The 20,276-nt window shown below is 64.4% G+C and carries 20 protein-coding genes; 10 read left to right on the forward strand and 10 right to left on the reverse strand.

Annotated features, from left to right (window positions below; genetic code table 11):
• Positions 1-2: 2 nt before the first annotated feature.
• From U742_RS0116440 to U742_RS23605, 8 genes are all read right to left on the reverse strand, one after another.
• Entirely contained in the window at positions 3-881 is an 879-nt protein-coding gene (locus U742_RS0116440) for a PfkB family carbohydrate kinase (protein ID WP_248310394.1), read from the reverse strand.
• Complete coding sequence (locus tag U742_RS0116445) at positions 878-1,732, reverse strand: sugar phosphate isomerase/epimerase family protein (protein WP_029354961.1); 855 nt, start codon at positions 1,730-1,732, stop codon at positions 878-880. The genes U742_RS0116440 and U742_RS0116445 overlap by 4 nt, the downstream gene beginning before the upstream one ends.
• 22 nt (positions 1,733-1,754) lie before the next feature.
• Positions 1,755-2,615: a carbohydrate ABC transporter permease gene (locus U742_RS0116450; RefSeq protein ID WP_029354963.1), complete on the reverse strand. Its 861-nt coding sequence runs from the start codon at positions 2,613-2,615 to the stop codon at positions 1,755-1,757.
• Entirely contained in the window at positions 2,612-3,541 is a 930-nt protein-coding gene (locus U742_RS0116455; protein ID WP_156034248.1) for a carbohydrate ABC transporter permease, read from the reverse strand. The genes U742_RS0116450 and U742_RS0116455 overlap by 4 nt, the downstream gene beginning before the upstream one ends.
• 5 nt (positions 3,542-3,546) lie before the next feature.
• Positions 3,547-4,869, reverse strand: a complete 1,323-nt coding sequence (locus U742_RS0116460; protein ID WP_029354968.1) for an ABC transporter substrate-binding protein — start codon at positions 4,867-4,869, stop codon at positions 3,547-3,549.
• A gap of 27 nt (positions 4,870-4,896) precedes the next feature.
• Positions 4,897-5,910, reverse strand: coding sequence for an SIS domain-containing protein (locus tag U742_RS0116465; protein ID WP_029354971.1), 1,014 nt, complete (start codon positions 5,908-5,910; stop codon positions 4,897-4,899).
• A 196-nt stretch (positions 5,911-6,106) separates the two neighbouring features.
• Positions 6,107-7,123, reverse strand: coding sequence for a LacI family DNA-binding transcriptional regulator (locus tag U742_RS0116470; protein WP_029354972.1), 1,017 nt, complete (start codon positions 7,121-7,123; stop codon positions 6,107-6,109).
• 111 nt (positions 7,124-7,234) lie between these two features.
• The gene (locus U742_RS23605; protein ID WP_029354973.1) at positions 7,235-7,450 is read right to left on the reverse strand and encodes an aldehyde dehydrogenase family protein; all 216 of its coding nucleotides are present in this window, start codon (positions 7,448-7,450) and stop codon (positions 7,235-7,237) included.
• Positions 7,451-7,769: 319 nt separating this feature from the next.
• Here U742_RS23605 and U742_RS0116480 point away from each other — a divergent pair, with 319 nt between their 5' ends.
• The 10 genes from U742_RS0116480 to U742_RS23610 all read left to right on the forward strand — a co-directional run bounded on the left by U742_RS0116480 (position 7,770) and on the right by U742_RS23610 (position 17,464).
• Positions 7,770-8,540, forward strand: a complete 771-nt coding sequence (locus tag U742_RS0116480) for an IclR family transcriptional regulator (RefSeq protein ID WP_081853048.1) — start codon at positions 7,770-7,772, stop codon at positions 8,538-8,540.
• Between the two features lie 19 nt (positions 8,541-8,559).
• Positions 8,560-8,937, forward strand: a complete 378-nt coding sequence (locus tag U742_RS22635; RefSeq protein WP_029354977.1) for a nuclear transport factor 2 family protein — start codon at positions 8,560-8,562, stop codon at positions 8,935-8,937.
• A 71-nt stretch (positions 8,938-9,008) separates the two neighbouring features.
• Positions 9,009-10,604 carry a phytoene desaturase family protein gene (locus tag U742_RS0116490; RefSeq protein WP_029354980.1) on the forward strand — a complete coding sequence of 532 codons (1,596 nt, stop codon included), beginning with the start codon at positions 9,009-9,011 and terminating at the stop codon, positions 10,602-10,604.
• A 55-nt stretch (positions 10,605-10,659) separates the two neighbouring features.
• Positions 10,660-11,040 carry a cupin domain-containing protein gene (locus U742_RS0116495; protein WP_029354982.1) on the forward strand — a complete coding sequence of 127 codons (381 nt, stop codon included), beginning with the start codon at positions 10,660-10,662 and terminating at the stop codon, positions 11,038-11,040.
• A gap of 39 nt (positions 11,041-11,079) precedes the next feature.
• Positions 11,080-12,210 (forward strand): ABC transporter substrate-binding protein, encoded by a 1,131-nt coding sequence (locus tag U742_RS0116500; protein WP_081853049.1) that lies wholly within the window; start codon positions 11,080-11,082, stop codon positions 12,208-12,210.
• 136 nt (positions 12,211-12,346) lie between these two features.
• Complete coding sequence (locus U742_RS0116505) at positions 12,347-13,423, forward strand: ABC transporter ATP-binding protein (protein ID WP_038361830.1); 1,077 nt, start codon at positions 12,347-12,349, stop codon at positions 13,421-13,423.
• A complete protein-coding gene (locus U742_RS0116510) occupies positions 13,420-14,280 on the forward strand; it encodes an ABC transporter permease (protein WP_081853050.1) in 861 nt (286 codons plus the stop codon). Before U742_RS0116505 ends, U742_RS0116510 begins: the two co-directional genes overlap by 4 nt.
• On the forward strand, positions 14,277-15,104 hold the full coding sequence (locus U742_RS0116515) for an ABC transporter permease (protein WP_029354990.1): 828 nt from the start codon (positions 14,277-14,279) through the stop codon (positions 15,102-15,104). Before U742_RS0116510 ends, U742_RS0116515 begins: the two co-directional genes overlap by 4 nt.
• A 106-nt stretch (positions 15,105-15,210) precedes the next feature.
• Complete coding sequence (locus tag U742_RS0116520; protein WP_029354992.1) at positions 15,211-16,878, forward strand: amidohydrolase; 1,668 nt, start codon at positions 15,211-15,213, stop codon at positions 16,876-16,878.
• Positions 16,879-17,188: 310 nt separating this feature from the next.
• Positions 17,189-17,464 (forward strand): hypothetical protein, encoded by a 276-nt coding sequence (locus tag U742_RS23610; protein WP_248310395.1) that lies wholly within the window; start codon positions 17,189-17,191, stop codon positions 17,462-17,464.
• Here U742_RS23610 and U742_RS0116525 read toward each other — a convergent pair.
• Positions 17,418-19,145 carry a nitrilase-related carbon-nitrogen hydrolase gene (locus U742_RS0116525; RefSeq protein ID WP_029354994.1) on the reverse strand — a complete coding sequence of 576 codons (1,728 nt, stop codon included), beginning with the start codon at positions 19,143-19,145 and terminating at the stop codon, positions 17,418-17,420. The genes U742_RS23610 and U742_RS0116525 overlap by 47 nt on opposite strands.
• 134 nt (positions 19,146-19,279) lie before the next feature.
• Positions 19,280-20,269 carry an acetamidase/formamidase family protein gene (locus U742_RS0116530; protein WP_029354996.1) on the reverse strand — a complete coding sequence of 330 codons (990 nt, stop codon included), beginning with the start codon at positions 20,267-20,269 and terminating at the stop codon, positions 19,280-19,282.
• Positions 20,270-20,276 lie beyond the last annotated feature (7 nt).

The raw sequence follows: 20,276 nt of genomic DNA on the forward strand, positions 1-20,276 counted from the left end.
GGTCAGCCTCCATGTCCGTCGTTGATGGCGGCGGCGTATTTCACCGGCAGCCAGTCCGGGATCGGCCGCGGCCGCTGCGGGAAGCCGCCGAGATGGGTGCAGGTGAGAGCCGCCGCGCGCGCCGCGTGGGCAAGCGCCGCACCGGCGTCGGCATGCGCGAAGCGGAAGCCGGTGAGGAAAACGGCGATGAAGCTGTCGCCGGCGCCGCAGGTGTCCACCACCTCCACCGGGGCGGCGTCGACGTGGAGGACGCTGGCGCCGTCGTCGAAATAGGCGCCGGCACGCCCGCAGGTGAGCACCACCTGACGCGCACCGGCGGCGCGCAACGCCGCAAGCGTCGGCCCTGCCGGCTCGACGGACGGATCCTGCCCGGAGGCGAAGACCAGCGGCACGCCCTGGAGCGGCAGGGCGAAATGCGCGGTCGAGACGTCGACGCTGAACGGCACCGCATCGGCGACCAGCCGGCGCACCAGCTCGGGATTGGCGTTGGTGCCGAGATGCACCCAGTCCGCCGCCGCGGCGACCGCGTAGCGGTCCGGCGAGGGCATGTAGTTCTCGCCGACGCCGAAGGCTTCGAGCAGGAAGCGGCGGTCGCCGGCGTCGTCGCGGAGCAGCGTCACCGCGGTGTCGCCGGGCAGGCGTTCGACATCGTCCGGGTCCAGCCCGGCGGCGGCGATCTCGGCCAGTACGACATCGCCCTCGGGGTCGGGGCCGACAGCGCCGAAATAGCGGGCCTGGCAGCCCGCGCGCCGCCACTGGACGGCGACGTTGAGGGCATTGCCCCCGACGGTCAGCAGATCGCGGGAGAGAAAGGCGTCGAGGCAATTGTCGCCGACCGCGACCAGCCTCGGCGGGACCATCGGCCGCGCCATCTCGTTCATGCCGTCACCGTGCCGCGGTCGAGATAGGGGGCAATGGCGTCGAGGTTGCGCCGCCAGGCGGTCACCGGATCGAGTGCATAGGAGCCATTGCCGAACGGCTCGAAGGTAAGGGTCCCGGCATAGCCGGCCGCAGCGAGATCCTCGATATAGCGGCCGAGTGGCAGCGCACCGTCTCCCCAGACGAGATGCCCGGACGGCGTGCCGTCGACGACATGCACGTGCGCGATCCGGTCACCGAACAGCCGCATGTAGCCGGCCACCGTATCGCCGGCCGTCGCCATCGCCACCGTGTCCAGCACGATGTCGACATTGTCGGCGTCGAGCTCGGTGAAGAGACGATGCAGATCGGAGGCGCAGGTGACGATGTTGGATTCCACCCGCTGCAGCGGCTCCAGCAGGCAGCGCAGACCGAGCGTGCGCGCATGGCCGGCGATCTCGGCGAGGGACTCGACCGATCGCGCCCAGGCGGCGGCCGGCGCCTCGTTCTCGAAGCCTCGGCCGGGGGTAAGGAACAGGTAACGCCCGCCGAGCGCGGCGCAGATGTAGGCGCCGCGGCGGAAGCGGTCGATGCTGCCGCGACGCAGCCCGGTGTCGCCGGAGGCGATGTTGATCGGGTAGATCACCTGCTCGGGCGTGAAGCACCGGAGCGACAGCCCGTTATCGGCCAGCACCCGCCGCACCTGTTCCACCCGCGCGTCGCTGGCATGGAACAGATCGAGATGCTGGGCGATGCCCCACAGCTCGATCTCGGTCACTCCGAAGCCGCGCATGGTCTCGGCCGCGAAGGCGAAGGGAAAGTGCTGGAAGCTGAAACTGGCTCCGATCAGCTGACGGAACGCGAGCTGCGGCATGACGGCTCCTGTGACGGGCATGCTACTTCCCGATGCCTTCCGCGAGTCCGCGGATGAAGTAGCGCTGCGCGGCGAAGAAAATGACGACGATCGGCAGGGCCGAGATGGTCATCGCCGCGAAGACGACGGCATAGTTGGTGCCGTGCCGGGCCATGATCGAGGTCAGGCCGACCGGCAGCGTCTGCAGGTCGGCGCCGCTCGTGAAGATCATCGCGAAGAGATACTCGTTCCACGCGAACAGCACGTGCAGGATCACGCAGGAGATGATGATCGGGCGGCACAGCGGCAGGATGATCCGCCAGAAGACCTGCCCCTCGCTGGCGCCGTCCATCGTCGCGGCCTCGTCGAGATCGCGCGGCAGGTCGAGCATGTAGGCGCGGATGAGGAAGGTGGTGAACGGCACCCGGAAGGCGGTGTAGAGGATGATGAGGGCCCAGTAGGTGTTGTAGAGCCCCATGGACTGCAGCATCTTCACCAGCGGTATCAGCGCTACGGTCGGGCTGAGCATCAGCCCGCCGAGCACGAAGCCGACCACGATCGGCTTCATCGGCATCCGCGAGCGGGTGAGCCCGAAGGCCGTCCAGGCGCTGATCAGCACCGTGCAGATGCCGGAGGCGACGGTGACGATGAGGCTCACCGTCACATAGTTGCGCACGCCCTGGTTCCAGGCCTGCACATAATTGGCCCAGCTCCAGCCCGCAGGCAGGGCGAACGGATCGCCGAAGATCTGCGAATTGTCCTTGAACCCGTTCAGCGCCATCCAGATCAGCGGATAGAGCACGACGATACCGAGGCAGACCAGCAGCGCGAGCAGGAACGTCCGGGCGACGACGGCCCAAACATTGACCTGCCCGGCGGGGTGCGAGGCCGACGGGGCGCTCATAGCTGCACCCTTCGATGCCGGGTGTACCAGAGCTGGGCCATGCCGGTGACGAGGGTGACGAGGAAGATCACCGCCGCGATCGCCGCGCCATAGCCGAACTCGTTCTGGATGAAACCCTGCTGGTAGAGCCAGGTACCGAGCACCTGGCTCGAATTGTTCGGCCCGCCGGCGGTCATGACCATGACCTCGTTGAACACCTGGAAGGCGCCGGTGATCGTCACGATGATCATCAGGCCGGTCATCTCGCGGGTCATCGGAAAGGTGACGTTCCACAGCCGGCGCAGCGGGCCCGCCCCATCCATAATGGCGGCATCGTAGAGCTCGCGCGGAATCTTCTGGATGGCGAGACCGAAGAGCAGGGTCGAATAGCCGAAGCCCTGCCACTGGCTCATCGCGATGATGGCGTAGATCGCGGTGTCCTCGCTGCCGAGCCACGGCCGGGAGAGGGCGCCGAGGCCGAGCGCGGACAGGCCGGCGTCGAGCAGGCCGATGCGCGGCTGGTAGATGAAATAGAACAGCAGCCCGGTGACGGTAATCGAGATCGCCGAGGGCACGAAGTAGACCGCCCGCCAGAAGCGCCGCGAGCGCTCGCTCTCCAGCCCCTCGATGACCGCGGCCAGAAGGAAGGCGGCGAACACCTGGAACACCACGGAGATCGCCGCATAAAGCAGGTTGTTGCGCAGCGAGATCCAGACCACCGGGTCGTCGAGCAGCCGCGCATAGTTGTCGAGACCGACATATTCGATCTCGCCGGTGTAGATGTCCTGGTTCGTAGTGCTGACGACGAAGTTGTCCACGATCGGATAGTAGACGAACCAGCCGACGAGGATCACCGCGATCGCCACCCACCGGAACGACGGGAGGGTGCCCAGCCCGCCGCGCCGTGGTGCGCCGGAGCCGGCGACGGCGGAGACCGGGTGATCCATGCCCGTCATTTGCGCTTGGCGTCGGCCGCCGACGCCTTCTTCACCTCGGCCATGACGGCCTCGGGAGTCATGGTGCCGCCCACCAGCGCCTGCAGGCTGGACAGCCAAGCGGCGGCCACGCGCGGGGTATTGGCGGTGTCGAGCCAGGGCATCAGGTAGCTGGCCGAGGCGATGTCCTTCAAGCCAGCGACCACCGCCGGATTCATCGTGGCCTCAGAGGCACCGTCAATCGCGGCGCTCGGCTGGCCATAGGGCGGCGCCGAAAGCACCCGGGCGTTCTCCGGAGCGGTGACGAACTTCATGAAGTCGATGGCGAGCGGAATCTTCTTCGACGCCGTGTTGATCATGTAGCCCTCCGGCGCACCCTCGATCGCCTTGACGTCCCCCTTCGCGGCGGCAGGCGGCGGCAGGCGGAAGAAGCCGAAATCGGCGCCCTTCAGCTTGGTGTCAGCCGAGGCGGCCTGATCGAACTCGATGATCTCCTGATAGTACATCGCCGAGTCGGCGTTGCTGAAGGCCTGCAGGGACGAGGCATAGGAGGTGCCGTTCACCGCCGCGCCGTCAGTACAGCGGTCGACCAGCGCCTTGAACTGCGCCAGCGAGGCGACATAGCCCGGATCGTCGAACTTGGCCCTGGCGGGATCGAAGTCGCGCTCCAGCGTCGCGGTCGGCACATTGTAGGCGAGCAACTGTCCGGCATAGTGGACCGCCGGCCACGCCTCCTTGTTGCCGAGCGAGATCGGCGTGGTGCCGCCCTTGCGCAGGGCGTCGCAGGCTTCCAGCAGCTTCTCGAACGTCGCGGGCACGCCGACCCCGGCCTTTTCGAAGGCCGGCTTGTTGTAGCCCATGAACTTGGCGTCGAGATAAAGCGGTATGCCGTAAAGCTTGCCATTATACTCGAACGCCTTCACCGCCGCCGGGCTCAGCGTCTTGCCCCAGGGCGTGTCGGGGCCGACGACCTTGGTCAGGTCGACCGCGCGGTTGCCGCGCACGAAGTTCTCGCCCCAGCTCCCGGTCCAGGAAAAATAGATGTCCGGCAAGGAGTTGGAGGCGACGAGCGTCTTGGTCTTGCCCTTGACGCTGTCGTCGCTCTCCTGGATGAGCTCGATCTTCACGCCGGGATGGAGCTTCTCGTACTCCTTCGCGACATTGACGAAATAGGGAGAGAGCTGCTGCAGACCGAACTTGGTCAGGATCGACAGTGTGCCGCTGTATTCGACCTTGGCGTTCGGATCCGCCACGACCGCCTCGCGGGCGGAGCCCGGACCGGCCGACAGGGCGAGCGCGGATGCGGCGGCGACCGCCACGACGTGCGATGAACGTTTCACGAGCAGCTCCTTCCGGTGTGAGAATGATCAGTATTCGACGCGCTTGTAGTAACGGCGCGTCGTCAGCGGGTGGTTGCGCAGCACTTCGAGATGGGCGCTCAGCCGTTCGAGCTGCGTCGCCAGCACGATCGGCGAGATCATGACGCGCACGCGCGGCGAAACCCCGGGCAGTTCCGCCGTGGCGGCGTCGAGTACGCGGACGCGGTCCGTGTAGCGCCGCGCGAAGTTCTCGACGCGCTCGGAGAGCGGCCGGAACTTGTCTTCGCCCTTGAAGACGAAGACGCTGATGCCGGGCTCCACCAGCTCCAGAGTGCCGTGGAAGAAGTCGGCGGCATGGACCGGCCGGGTGCGGATCCACTGCATCTCCTCGAGGATGCACATGCCGTAATAATGCGCCTCGGGCCACACCGAGCCGGCGCCGGTGAAGATGTGGTAGGTCTCGTCCTTGATCGTCGCGGCAAGACTCGCGGCGGCGCCCTCGAAGGCCTCCTTCACCGCGACGAGCGCCTCCGGCAGCAGCTTCAGCTCGGCGACGGCCTCGTCGAAACCCTCGAATTCGCCGCGCTCGGCGAGGAGCGCGAGGACGATCAGCAGGGTCTGGAGATAGAAGGACTCCGAGGAGGTGTCGTCCTCGGCAAAATTGGTGAAGTTGTAGTCGGCCTCGCGCGCCAGCGGCGTGTCCTTATGGCCGGTGAGCGACAGGGTGCGCACCCCGCGCGCCTTGAGGAAGGCAAGCAGCTCGACGCTTTCCTTGGTGGTGCCGGAGAGCGACGGCAGGACGACGAGCGCCTTGGCATCCAGCCCAGCCGGAGGATCAAGCACCACCTGCGCTGGCAGTTGCGCGCTGACCGGGAAGGTGGAGAGGCGCTGCGCGAGCTCGATCGCCGGGAAGGTCAGCAACTGCACGCCGCCCGTTCCCATGAAGAACAATCGTTCAATGCCATCGGCAAGTAGCGTGCGCATGAGAGATCGCACATCGTCCGCTATGGAGACGGCGCCGCTCTGAATACGAACAAACCGGTCCTTGTCGAAGTTCAGCATCATTTCATCCATTGTACGTCGAACAGGCAAATTCATTCGCTGCCTTCACATGAAGGCGCGTTCGGATACCTTTGAGCCGACTCGTCAAACTTGCGTATATTGATATGAGATCGATCTCACATACGGATTAGCGCACAGAACGCCACGCGTGGCAAGCGCCATGCGTCGGAAAATCTTCGAGCGGCGATGGGAGAGCTCAGCGCGGACGGGAGACCGAACCGCGGACGATCAGCCGCGTCGGGAACCGGATCTGTTGCGGGGGGGCGGCGCTTCCCTGAAGGCGCTCCAACAGCAGCCGCGCCGCCAGCGGGCCAATCTCGGAAATCGGCTGCGCCACCACGGTGATCTGTGGATCGGTGAAGGTGGCGAGGTTGAAATCGTCGAAACCAATGAGCGAGACGTCGTGCGGAATATGCAGGCCCATGGAGCGCAGACCGAGCAGCGCACCCTGGGTCATCAGGCTGTCAACGGTGAACAGTGCGCTCGGCCGGTCACGGCGACTGAACAGGCGGATGGTGGCGTCGATGGCGTGCTCGACCGCCGAGCGGGAGACGGCGATGAGCGTTTCGTCGACGGAGATGCCGTGTCCCGCCAGCGCGCCCTGATACCCGCCGAGGCGCTCCTGCGCGGTGAAGATCCGGGAATCGTCGCGCAGGAAGCCGATGCGGCGATGCCCGTTGGCGACGAGATAGTCGATGGCCTCGCGGGTCCCGCCTTCATTGTCGACCGCGACGCTGTCGCAGCGCACGTCCTTCACCACGCGATCGATCAGCACGCAGGGCACACCGTCCCGTGCCAGCTTGGCGATATGACGGTTGTCGGTGGCGGAGGCAGGCGCCAGCACGAAACCGCGCAGGCCGAGGGAGCGCAGGCTCTCCAGCAGTTCCTTCTCCTGCTTCACGCTTTCCTCGCTGCTGGCGATGAGCAGGTTGTGGCCTTGCTTCCTGAGTTCCACCTCGAGATCGTGGGCAATGCGGGCGAAGAAGGGATTCTGGATATCGCCTGGCACGAAGCCGACAATGGGCAATTGTCCGCTGCGAAGCGCCTGCGCCACCCGGTTGGCGCGGTATCCGAGCCGATCGGCGGCCTCCTGCACGCGCAGAGCGGTCTCATCGCCGACATAGCCATAGCTGCTCAGCGCCCTTGCGGCCGTGGCCCGCGAGACATTCGCGGCGGCGGCGACGTCCTTGAGGGTGATACCTTTCTGCTTCACGCAGAGCGCTCCTCCACGCTGCCATGACTCACGCGGAGCCCACATCTCCACACGGCTATCGCATAGCACGGCCGGCGGAGAAGCACGCAACCGGGGAGGCCGACGTCTTCATCACGGTCGCGTCCGTGCGAGCTTGTGTGATTCCTGCGTCTCAGGCGGGATAACCTGGTCGGTGGTGCGCCGCGCCTCCTCGGCGAACCCCTCGATCGTGTCGCCAGCGCCCAAGGTCTCGGCTTTCGATTGGGCCGGTGGCCTGCCCTGCTCTCCGATTATGAACACGGCGATCCGATTGGCGCGCCCGTGCAACAGGTCGGCTGCCTTGCGCATCAGCTTCGGCCGATCGAAGGCAGAGGTCGCTAACCAGATGGCGAGGCCCCGCGCGCTCGCCTCCCATGAGCCGCCTGACCGGTACGGCTGCAGCCGCGGAGTGCACGACGTCGATCGTCTTCCCTGTGAAGGAGCCGGGCCAGGGAGGCTCGCATCTGGATAGTCCGGTATGGCTGGCTGCACTCGGCTCCGCCCAAAACGGGCTGATTTCGATCCGAAAGTTTCCACTCTACGAAATCATCTTTCCGCAGGAAGGAAATCGATTGACAGAGCAGAGTGACGACTCTTAGCCTAGAAAATGAAAACGGGTTTTCGCTAAATGGAAAATGAAGACAAGCCGAGCAGCGACGACAAGTCAGGAAGTGTGCGCTCGGTTGCCCGGGCGCTCGCCCTGCTCTCGGCACTGGACCGAAAAGGGAGAAATCTTTCCGAGATGGCTGCGGCGGCGAACATCAGTGTGAGCACAGCGTCGCGCCTGCTCGGAACGCTGGTGGCCCATGGCTTCGCCGCTCAGGGAAGCAACAACCGGTATGTCCCGGGGCTGGCCCTGACGACGCTGCTCCACGAGACGGATCGCTGGGCACCGCTCAGGGTACTGGCGGCAGAATCGACCAGCGCCCTGTGTGCCGCGCTGGATGAGACCTCCGCCTTCTTCGTGCAGTTCGGCGATGAGCGCCTTTGCATCGATTCAGCCGAGTCGAGCCAGTTGGTCCGGCGCGTCCGTCTGACTGGCGAAAAGGGCAAGATCTATCGCGGTGCCGCGGGCAAGGCGCTGCTGGCCTTCAGCACGGACGAGGCCGTCGACGACATTCTCGGCGATCTGCAGAGCTTCGAAATTCCCGGCCAACGAGATCGGACGGTGGAGGAGCTGAAGGCGGAATTGGCGCAGACCCGAACGCAGGGCTACGGCTTCAGCCATCACGAATCCACCGGTGGTTCCTGGTCGGTCGCGGCTCCTGTCTTCATCCGGGGCAGGCTGGTCGGCGCCCTTGCCGCCGTCATTCCCGATCACCGTTTCGACCAGGACGCCCTGACCGCCGCGATCGAGGCGACAAAGCGCATCGCCGCCGAATTTTCCGAAACATCCTAGAAATTACGGAAGTAATGACATGTCTCGCATTGCCGATATCGACCGGATCGATATCACGGACACTCTGAACAAGGTCGCCTACATCCTCGATTCCAAAGAATACGATCGGATGGGCGAGGTTTTTGCCGAGGACGTCCGGTTCAGCAATCCCGGGCGCCTCACCGCGAACGGGCTGGAAGAGCTGAAGACGGCGTTCAGGAATTTTCCAGCTCCGTCCCTCAGCCACCACATCACCAATCTTCTGCTGTCCGGCAGCGAGGACGGAACCGTCAAGGCTCTGTGCAAGGCCCTGTCCCAACGGGCGGACAAGTCGATCGCCGCCGCTGAATACACCGACATTCTGAGGAAGACCCCCACGGGCTGGCGGATCGTATCCCGTACCATCAAGCCGTTGTAGTCGGTCGCTTTTTTGACCCTTCGCGTTGTCGCCGCGCCGAGTCGCACTCGCTGAGATTGAGACAGACGGAAATGTCGAAACATGACGTGATTATCGTTGGCGCCGGCCATAGCGGGCTGGTCGCGGGTTTCTATCTCGCGCGGGCGGGGTTGAAGGTGCTGATGCTGGAGCGCAGCTATCAGGTCGGCGGCACCTGTATCACCGAAGAAGTATTCCCCGGCTACCGTGGCAGCAGCATTGCCAATTCCTGCCACAGCCTCGATCCGCGCATTGCTGGCGATATGGAGCTGGAAAAGCACGGATTGAGGCTGACCCATCCCACGCTCAACTCGCTGACCCTGTTCTCCAACGGTGATGCGCTGGTCATGTGGCCGGAGCGCGAGCGTCGCCGCGCCGAGATGGAGCGGCTTGCCGAGCCCGGCGACATGCAGGGCTTCGCCGACGTCATGCAGTTCTACCAGGACGTGGCGCGGAAGATGGGCGTGTCGTTCTACGACCCCGCGCCCTCGCTGGAAGAGGTCGCCGCCCGTTTCGTCGAGCCCGCCGATAAGGAAGCCTTCAACCTCGTCATGTTCGGCAGCGTCAGCGACGTGCTGGACCGTCACCTGAAGTCGCCCTGGCTGAAGTCCTTCTTGGCCGGCACCGCGATGGCGACCAATCTTGTCGGCCCCCGCACGCCGGGCAGCGGCTACATACTGCTGCAGCGACCGCTGCAGGAAGAGTCGATGCGCCGTAGCGGAGTTATCTTCGAGAGCAACGAGCTGATGATGAAGAACGCGTCGCCGATCGGTGGCGTGGGAGCCGTCACGCAAGCCATGGCCCGGGCCAATGAGAGCCTGGGCGTCGAGATCCGCCTCGAATCCCCGGTGCGCGAGCTTCTCTGCGACAACGGCAAGGTGAAGGGCGTCGTGCTCGAAAGCGGCGAGGAAATCGAGGCACCGCGAGTACTGGCGAACATCAACCCCAAGACAGTGCTGACAAAACTGGTGCCGGCGAACCAGCTACCACGCGATGTCGAAGAGCGGGCCAGGAAGCTGACGATGCATGGCTCGTCCTCCAAGGTGCATCTGGCCCTCAAGGGCACGCCGCGCTTCAACCGCGCCGAGACCGACGAGGAGAACACCCAGTTTCTCGGCACGAATTTCCGCGTGGTGCCCAGCATCGACGTGCTTCAGGAAAGCTACAACGAAGCCACCATGGGCCGCTGGTCGCCGCACGTGACGATCTCGGGCGTGGTGTCTTCGGCCGCGGATCCGGACATGACCCCGCCCGGCTGCCATTTCATGAGCCTGAGCGTTCGCGGCACTCCCTACCATTTGGCGCAGGGGACCTGGGACGATCAGCGCGAGGCGCTTGGCAATGCCGTCGTCGAGACGCTCAGCCGGAACATCGGCAACATCAAGGATATCATCGAAGGCATCAGCGTCTATACGCCCGTCGACCTCGAGCGGAACTACGGCATGGCCGAGGGCAATGGCGCCCATGGCGACATCGTGCCGGGGAAGATCTTCGACGCACGGCCGATGCCGGGATGTTCCAACTACACGACCCCAATCGAGGGGCTCTTCATGTGCGGCGTCGGCAACTGGCCCGGCAACTTCATGAGTGGGCTGACCGGCTACAACGCCAGCCGGCAGATGCTCGGCGAATTTCGCCCGGCACACTAATCGGCCGTCACGCAGGGCTCGATTGCGCGCGACGAAATAGTCAGAGGAATCAAACATGTACCACGGAAAAGCCATTCGGAACGGCGAGCCGTCCGGTCTTCGGTCGGCGACCAATACCGGCGATGTCTGGTCCGACATCCTGCTCAATGCCGGCAACGCGCGGGTGATCAACATCATGTTCCCCCCCGGAGCGCGCACGCACTGGCATACCCATGAAGGCGGGCAGTTCATCTACACGATTTCCGGCGAGGGCTGGATCCAGGAACGCGGTGGTGAACGCGTCATCCTCAATCCCGGCGATGTCGTTTGGACCGAACCGGGTGTCGAGCATTGGCACGGCGCCAGCGAAACCGGCCTCGTCACCCAGATCGCTCTGCATTTCGGCAACGTCGATTGGCAGAGCGCCGTGACCGACGAGGAGTACAGCACCAAGTAAAACCGTGCGAAAGCACCAGCAAGGGAACGGAATAGACCGATGAACGACAAGAAACCTTCTTCTTATCTTTCAATGACGAGGCTCCGTCTTTGCGGGCTTTCGGTGGCACTGGTGCTCGGCGCAACCCATGGTGCGCCGGCGCAGGATGCAGGCGACATCCGCCGCTTCGCGGGCGAGAGCATCTCCTTTGCCGGATACTCAAGCGCATTCAACGACAAATGGGCCGCGACCTTCGGGAAGTTCTTCACCGAGCGTACCGGTATAACCATCAACTGGATTCCGTCCAGCCCGTCCAAGAACATCACCCGCATTCGGGCCTCCGGGGGCACCCCGGATATCGACGTGATGCTGATGGATTCCGCGAACCTCGCGCGCGGCATGCAGGAGGGCGTCGTCGGCACGGTCGATCCGGCCAAGATTCCCAACATGAAGAAGGTGCCCGAGAGCCTGAAAATCAAATCGGGCATTCCCAGCATGGCGTACCGCTATGGCAACTGTTACCGGACCGACAAGTTCGAAGAGCTCAAACTGGGCACGCCCAGCGGCATCGACGTCTGGTCCAATCCAGGTCTGGCGGGGCGTGTGATGTTCCCCTCGACCACGGCGGCACAATGGCTGATCACAGCCCCGGCCATAGCGAAGTCGGCCGGCGGCGACGACGCCGACGTGTCCGCCACGATCGACAAATTGTCGTCGAAGGTGAAGGCCTACGGATTCTTCAACTCGTCCGGTGACATGGACGCTGCGATGTCAGCGGGCGACGTGTGGCTGACGGTCGGCAATAACCAGGGCCGGTGCCTCGCGCTGAAGAAGCAGGGCATCCCGGTCAACTATGCCACCTGGCGCATCAGTGCGAACGGCAAGGACTATTCCGATCTCATCAACCCGGACAACCTGGTTCTTGTGGCCAACTCGCCGAAGAAGGAGCTTGTCGAGCTGATGATGAACGAGTTCCTGTCGGATGAAGCCGCCAAGGCCTCGGTTCCGCTCTTCATGTTCATTGCCGGCACGCCGCCGACTTCTGCCGCGATCGACGTCGTGATGGCCGCCGACCCGTCGGCCGCCGAATGGATCATCAAGGATCCCTCCCAGCTTTTCCTGCCCGACTACCCGGCCTTCCTCGCGAACCTGCGTGAATGGACCACGCAATGGGCGAGCATCCTTCGCTGACGACGCCGTGAGCGGCAACGGACGGCCCTTCGACGACGCCGTCCGTTGCCGGCTCCGATCATGAAGACCTGTGAATGCACGCCACCCGAACGTTTTGGCGGCCCTGGCAATAAGCGCATCTGACGAGGGCGTGGCAATGAGCAGACTTGAGATCGAGTCCCTGAAGATCGCCTATGGCGGTTGGGTTGCGATCGACGATCTCAACCTGACGATCGAGAAGGGTGAATTGGTATCCCTGCTCGGGCCTTCGGGGTCCGGGAAAACGTCGCTGCTGCGCGCCATCGGCGGTTATCTGAAGCCGGCAGGCGGGTCGATGCGGATCGACGGCAAGGATATCACCGCCATTCCTCCGCAGTTCCGGGACATCGGCATGGTGTTCCAGAACTTCGTGCTTTTCCCGCATCTAAGCACCGTCGAGAACGTCGAGTTCGGGCTGCGAACCCGAGGCGTCGCCAAGGCCGAGCGCCGCCGGCGCGCCATCGAGGCGCTCGCGATGGTGCAGATGGACACCTATCTCGATCGCTACCCGTTTGAGCTGAGCGGCGGTCAACAGCAGCGTGTGGCACTGGCGCGCGCGATCGTCATCCGTCCGACGCTGCTGCTGCTCGACGAGCCGATGGGCGCGCTCGACACCAAGCTGCGCGAACGGGCGCAGGAAGAGATCCGGGCGCTGCAGCAGGAATTGCAGCTCACCACGGTTCTCGTCACTCATGATCAGCGGGAGGCCATGGCGATGTCCGACCGGATCATCGTCATGCGCAGCGGATCAATCATCGATGCCGGCGATCCCTGGCGGCTCTACCACGCACCGAAGACGGCCTTTACCGCCGAGTTTCTCGGCACCACCAACCTGTTGTCGGTCGAGGTGCTGACGCGCGACGGCAACAGGGCGCGGGTGCGGATGACGCAGACCGGCCACGAGTTCGAGGTCGAGGGCAGCCTGTCGGGTGCGAATGCCGGCTATGTGTCGCTGCGTCCGGAAGACATCACCTGCACATCCCGCTCCGAACCGGGCGCGCTGCCCGCGAAGGTGATGAAGCGCATGTTTTACGGCGTGAACACCCATTTACGGCTGGAAACCCCGGAACTTGGTTCCTTGCTCGCGGTCCAGCACCGACACGCGGTGTTTGAGGAAGGCGCCGAACTCTTCGTCAGCTTTCAGCCGCAAGATGCGCGCCTGCTGCCGGCGGATCCGCCGGAGGATCGGCGATGAACCCGACCTCGTCCTCTCTGTTCAAGCTGGGTATCATCCCGCTTGCCCTGTTCTTTGCCGTGTTCTTTGCTTACCCAGTGCTGCATTTCCTCTGGGGCAGCTTGGTTTCCGATGCGGGCGGTGCTTCCCACCTATCGTTTCGCAACTTCACGGACGCATTGCGCTCTTCCTCCGTTCTCCGGTCGTTGTCGACCACGCTTTTGCTGAGCGTTTTTACCGGCGTCGTTTCCCTGCTTCTCGGATATCTGCTGGCCTTCCAGGTCGTGCGGCGGAACGCTGTGGTTGGCAAGGTCATCTTCGTGGCGGCCATTGCCTCGCTGTTCACCAGCACCATCGCCCGTGCGCTGGGCTGGCGCGTGCTGCTGGGGTTCGAGGGGCCGATCAATGATGCGCTGATCGCCATCGGCCTGATCTCGCACCCGCTGCAGCTCATCAACAATTTCACCGCGGTCGCGATCGGGATGATCCACATCCAGGTCCCGGTGGTGATGGTTGGCCTGATTCCGGTCATCGAGGCCCTGCCACCGGATTTCGAACGTGCGGCGGTGGGGCTCGGGGCCTCGCGCTGGAAGACCTTTCTGACCGTTCACTTGCCCATGACCTGGATGAACGCAGTCCCCGTCGGGCTGATCGCGATCATGGCGACGGCCGCTTATTTTACCACACCGGTCCTGCTCGGCGGCGGGCGTGTGGACGTCATCGCGATCCAGATCCAGCAGGCGTCCCAGGTCCTTTTCGATTTCGGCTACGCCGCGGCGCTGTCCGTGATGCTGGTGGCGATGATCAGCGCCGTCGCCGTCGTCATCCTTCTCCTTACCCAATGGCGCCGCAGTGTGCGAGCGAGGGGTTCGTCATGAAGAACGTCATCTCGCGTCTTGTGGATACGGTGCTCTGCGGTGCGATGCATGCGCTGACCATGCTGGCCGTGGCCTTTCTGGTGATGCCGCTGCTCGTGGTTGTGATCGTCTCGTTCAACTCGACGACCGTGATCTTTCCGCCGCGGGACTGGTCGCTGGTCTCCTACATGCAAATCCCCGAGGTGGCGGTCGACACGTTCCTCCGAAGCCTCGCGCTCGGCATCTGCTGCGCGATCCTGTCGATGTTGCTTTGCGTGCCGGCAGCGATCGCAATGGTGAAGAGCAACCTGCGCGGCAAGGTGGTCATCGAGGCGGCTCTGCGCAGCCCGCTGCAGTTTCCCGCGATCATTCTTGGCGTCGCCATCCTTCAGTACTTCTACTTCTGGCAGGGTGCGCTTGCCGTTCCACTGGTCGGCACCTTCATCGGGCTGTTGATCGCCCACACGATCTACACTTTCCCCTTCGTCCTTGTTCCGACCATCGCCCGTCTTTCGGCACTCAGCGGCCAGTATGACGAGGCCGCTGCCGGACTTGGTGCCGGATCGCTGACGACGCTGACGAGGGTGATCATTCCGCTGATGCGCCCCGGCATCGTCGCCGGGATGTTCATGAGTTTCATCATGTCCTTCGAGGACGTCGCGGTGACGATGTTCCTCGCCGGGTCGAAGATGACCACCTTCCCTGTGTATCTGTTCGGCAGCGCCGAGGTCTCGAACACGCCCGGCCTCTATGCCGTGGCCAGCCTCGGCTCGCTCGCCGCGCTCGCTCTCGTGATGCTGATCGAACGGTTTGTCGGCATCCGGACCGTACTCAGCAGAGGCTGACGCAACTTGCCCGCGGGCACATCGGGCGCCCGCACATTCATCAATCCAAATCAGGCCACTGCACCGGAGCCGCTCCGGCAGAGTTTGGTCCAAGGAGAACTGACCCATGCGCAACCAAGATATCGCCGACCTGGACACTGCGAAGGTGGACGGCGTACCGACCGGCAAAATCCTCGTCACGAACGCGATCATCCTGACCATGGATGCGGCCGAAACCACCGCCGGGTCACTGTTGATCGATGGCGGCAGGATCGTCGCGGTGGACCCCTCCGAGGAGCAGGCAAAGGGAGCCACGATCGTGGACATGGGCGGAAAGACCGTGGTTCCCGGCCTGATCGACGCGCATACCCATATGGAAATGATTGCCTATGGCTGGAACATCGCCGTCGACGTCAAGCCGCCGCTCGTAAAGTCCATCGACGACATGGTCGAGCGCCTCGCCGCGAAGGCGGCGACGTTGCCAGCAGGAAAATGGATCCTCGGCCAAGGAATGCACTATCAGAACCAGCACCTGGCTGAAGGCCGCTATCCCAACCGCTGGGATCTTGACCGTGCCAGCACCGAGCATCCCGTGGTGGTGCGATTCAGCTTCCACATCAACATCTTCAACTCCAAGGCCCTGGAGATTCTCGGCGTCGACGAGAACACGCCGAACGCCGACGGCGGCTATCTCGAGCGCACCGCGGACGGCGTTCCGAACGGCGTGTCCAATGACATGTGGCACGCGCTGGACGCGCCGGACTGGCCTTATGAGGAGGTCGGCCCCGCCCTGGCCGCCGCACAGGGCAGTTTCCTTGCGAACGGCGTGACGGCGATCACCGAGTTCACCCTGTTCCGCGGCGGCATCGACGCCTATCTGGAAATGGAGCGGCGCAAGGATCTGAAGATCCGCGTCGCGCTCTTTCCCAAGGTGCCGGATGTCTGCCAGTTGGAAGATGCACTCTCCGGCCGCATCGGCGAGCGTTTCGCCGAGGCGGACCCGAGCCGGCTGAAGCTTGGCGGGATGAAGATGTTCATCGATGGCGGGCTCACCTCCCGCGCGGCGGCGATGTACGAGCCCTATTGGGACAGCGATCTGAAGGGCGACCTTTCCTTCGAGCCGGAGGAGTTCTCGGAGATCGTCGCCAAGCTGCATGGAGCGGGCTATCAGATTTGCGTCCATGCGATCGGCGATCTGGCGCAGGACGTCGTGCTGGATGCCTTTGCTGCACTGCCCGAGCGCAAGGCAGCAAACGGGGCAGCCCACCGGATCGAGCACGCCGGTAACTGCCTCTGGACGGACGAGCGCGCCAAGCGCTTCGCGGAACTAGGCGTGCTGCCGGTTCCGCAGCCGCCGTTCATCTACACCACGGCCCCCGGCTATCGTAAGAACCTCGGCCCAGTGCGGGGTGCCGACCTCTTTCCGATGCGCCGGATGGTGATGGACCAGAAGTTCGCGATCCCCGGCAACTCGGATGCGATCGGCATTCACCCGAAGCAGCATGTCCCGATGTTCGGCATCTGGGCTATGGTCACGCGCGAGATGAACAATGGCGAGACGCTCACGGACGGCGAGAACCTCGACGTCATGACCTCGTTGCGGATGTACACCCGCTTTGCCGCGCGCTCGATCGGGCGCGAGCACGAGATCGGCTCGCTTGAGCCGGGCAAGTTCGCCGACTTCGTCGTGTTCGACGACAATCCGCTCACCGTGCCCGCCGACATGCTCCGCGACATGATGCCCAATCAGACCTGGATCGGCGGGGAGCGGGTATTCGCGCGTGACGCGCAATAAGGTCGGCGTTGCGCAGCGAGCCGACGTGCTTGCTTGAAGCCCGTCGGCACGCTGTCGCCTCATGCTGGCGGCGGCGCTCGCCATGGCTTCTTCGCACGGAACGGTCGTGGCGCGGCTGGGCAGCCGCTCCTGACCCCAGCCGCGAGCGTCGCGGCGGCGCAGTCCGTACGGCCCCGGCGAGGCCGCTGAACTCGCTCGCAAAACAGGTGGCTTCTATATCGACCAGCTCACCTTCGCCGAACGCGCGACGGACTGGCGCGGCGGATCGACGGGGACCAGCGTCTACGCCGCACTCAGGTTGGCGGAGGAGATGGCGGCTGCCGGTGAAACCGGGTCGATCGTCTCCATTCTGTGCGACTCCGGCGAGCGCTATGCCTCGACGCTCTATAATGACGATTGGCTCTCCGAGCGTGATATCGCCATCGCGACACCCATGGCGCAATTGGAGAGTTTTCTGCACGGGCGAGGAACCCTTCCCCACCAAATGCTCGCCTGCCATGCGGCCCTGCCGGCCGGCGCGATGAAGAGTTATCGAGCTGTCAGCCGCGCCGCACCAGAGCCTCGTAATGGTGCGGCAGGCGCATGACCATCATGTCCTTCCTGCGCACCACATTGGTCGGATAGCGCGACGACAGATTGGTCGTGTCGACGATGGAGGTCGCAACACCCTCTCCCTCCGCGATGATCGTCTCCCGCCTCGGAAATTCGAAGGTGTCGGGGCCGAACACGCCGCTTTTTCCGAAGTAGCCAGCCGCCCCATCGATGATGTTGGCGAAGGCAAGGAACACGTTGTTCTCGCCGGCGCGGGCACGGAAATGGTGCCAGTGATGGACGTCCGCTCCCGTCGGGATGGGGTAGTTCTGTGCGATCTGCGAGCCGTGATGCGGCGAGCTGAAGCGGCCGCGTATCGCGGCGGGACAGGCAATCACATCGCAGCCGCGCAACGAGAGAAGGCGTCCCGCTTCCGGGAACTGGGCATCATGGCCGATGAGCAGGCCCACCCGACCGATGCGGGTGTCAAATGTCTTCCAGGTTTCGCCGGGCGTGGCCCAATTGCTCTCACGGCTGTCGAGATGAATCTTGCGGTAGCTGCCGACAATTCCCTCCGGTCCGGCCAGCACGGCGCTGTTGTAGCGTCGCTCGCCCTCCTGTTCGGCAAAGCCGGCGACGATGTAGAGCCCGAGCCTTGTGGCGATGGCGGCGAGCCGCGCGATGGCCGCGCTTGAAAGCGCTTCGGCCCGCGGCTCGTCGAGGCCGGTGACGGCGCGCTCGGGGAACACCACCATCTCCGCGCCCTGCTCGCGCCGGGCGGTCTCTGCCAGTTCCTCGATGCGGTCGAGATTGGCGGTGATGTCTCCCGTCGGTGCGAACTGTGCCACCGCGACCTTCGAGCAGCGGCCCTCAGGAAGGGGGCGGTGGCCGTAGAGTCCGAAGAAGTCGAGCGGATTCCAGGCATAGGTGGTGGTAGGCAGCTCCATGTAGAGCTCCGGCCGGCGCTGGGCGAATACCGGCTCGCCGAGCACCTGCCGCTCGCGGGCGCGCTCAAGATCGATCTCGGCATAGGCGACGCCGTCGCCGCGATCGATCACGGCGGCGATGCTCCCGTCCGGTTCGATCACGCAACTGCCGCCGGAAAACTGCACGGTGCGCTCCAGCCCCCAGCGATTGGCCTCGATCAGGTAGCAGCTATTCTCGAAAGCACGGCTGATCCAGTAGGGCGCAGGGGTGCGCTCGGCCAGCCAGTTGGAGATGTGGCAGATGACATCCGCCCCGCCGAGCGCGCAGAGCCGCGCGGTCTCGATGAAATGGATGTCCATGCAGATCAGCAGTGCGATGCGCCCGATCGGCGTCTCGAACACCTGATGGCCGAGATTGCCGGGCGCCGACCATTTCGGCTCGGAGATATAGGGGTGGGTCTTGCGGTGGGTGCCGACCACGCCTTCGGGGCCAACCAGCACTGCTGAATTGTAATAGAGGCCGCTTGCCGCATCGACTTCCGGCAGGCCGACCACGATGTAGCAGTCATGCGCGCGCGCCAGCGCCTGGAAGCGCTCCGTGGTCGGGCCGGGAACGGTCTCGACGAACGGCCCCACCTCCTCGCGGTCGAACCAGCAATAGCCGGTGGTACCCATTTCCGGAGTGACGATCAGCCGAGCGCCGGCCTGGGCAGCTTCGCCGCACAGCTCGGTGAGGCGCGCGATATTGCGCTCCTTCTCGAACATGGTCGGCTCGAATTGCACGGTGGCGACCTTGATGGAGCTCTGCATGGCGTTTCTCCGGAAAAGGTGTAAGCAGCCGCCCTCCCGAAACGGCCGTCAGGCCGTATCCGGGATCGCCCGGGCAATCTGGCGAGCGATCCCGGCTCGCGCCGCGCGCGCGTTGGGGATGACGGCAAGCAGGTTCAGCCGAGGTAGCTCTTCAGAATCGAGGCGCCCATCGTGTATTTGGGGTCGACGATGTTGCCGAGCCTCACGCGCCCGCACTGGGTGAGCAGCATATAGGCCTCGATCTCATCGAAGCCGTAATCGGCGGCCATCCAGCGGATGAGGTCGCGATAGGCCATGCGCGTGGCATCCTCCATCGGGCGGGTGGAGCCGATGGACATGATGAAGTCCTTGGTCTCCAGCCGCGGCGTGTGCACCGGCCAGCCCTTGATGAGATCGATCTGGACCGTGGTGACGGTCGGATGCTCCAGGGCGACACCGCACAGCTCGCCGTCGCCCTGGGTGGCGTGGCAGTCGCCGAGATAGAGCAGACCGCCCTTAGTGTTCACCGGCAGGTAGATGACCGCGTCGACGCCGACATCGGGCAGGTCCATGTTGCCGCCGTAATAGTCCGGCTGCAGCGAGGTGATCGCCTCGATCTCCGGCGAGGTGCCGATGGTGCCGATGAAGGGCACATAGGGCAGGGTGATCTTCTCGTTCCACTTGGTACCGGTCTCGGCGGTAACGTGAAGCTTCTTCACGCGGACCGGCAGCGGCGCGTTGAGCATCGCCGTGTCCTTGGTCGGCACAAGCCCGCCGAAGTCGGGCATGATCAAGGTGGTGCCACGCGGCTGCTCGCCGCGCGGCACGATGCTCTTGATATAGACGGCGAGTGTGTCGCCCTTCTCGGCGCCGTTCACGAAGATCGGCCCGTTTTGCGGGTTGAGATAGGGGAAGTTCAGGATTTCCAGCGGGTTGTCGGTCTCGCTCTTGATCTTTCCCTCGAAAGCGTCATGCGTCTCGGCGGCAACCACCGCGCCGGGGTCCACCCTCAGCACCGGCTCCACATAGGGGCCGTAGACATAGTGATACGTCCCCTGCTCCGCCTCGGTGAGGCTGTGGGATGTGCCCGCCTGGCCCTTGGCGAGGCCTTTGCGAGCCATGATGGAGTTTTCGAGCCAGGACATGGTGTTC

Origin of the sequence: Allobosea sp. 117, assembly GCF_000702305.1 — a bacterium.
Lineage (GTDB): Bacteria > Pseudomonadota > Alphaproteobacteria > Rhizobiales > Xanthobacteraceae > Ancylobacter.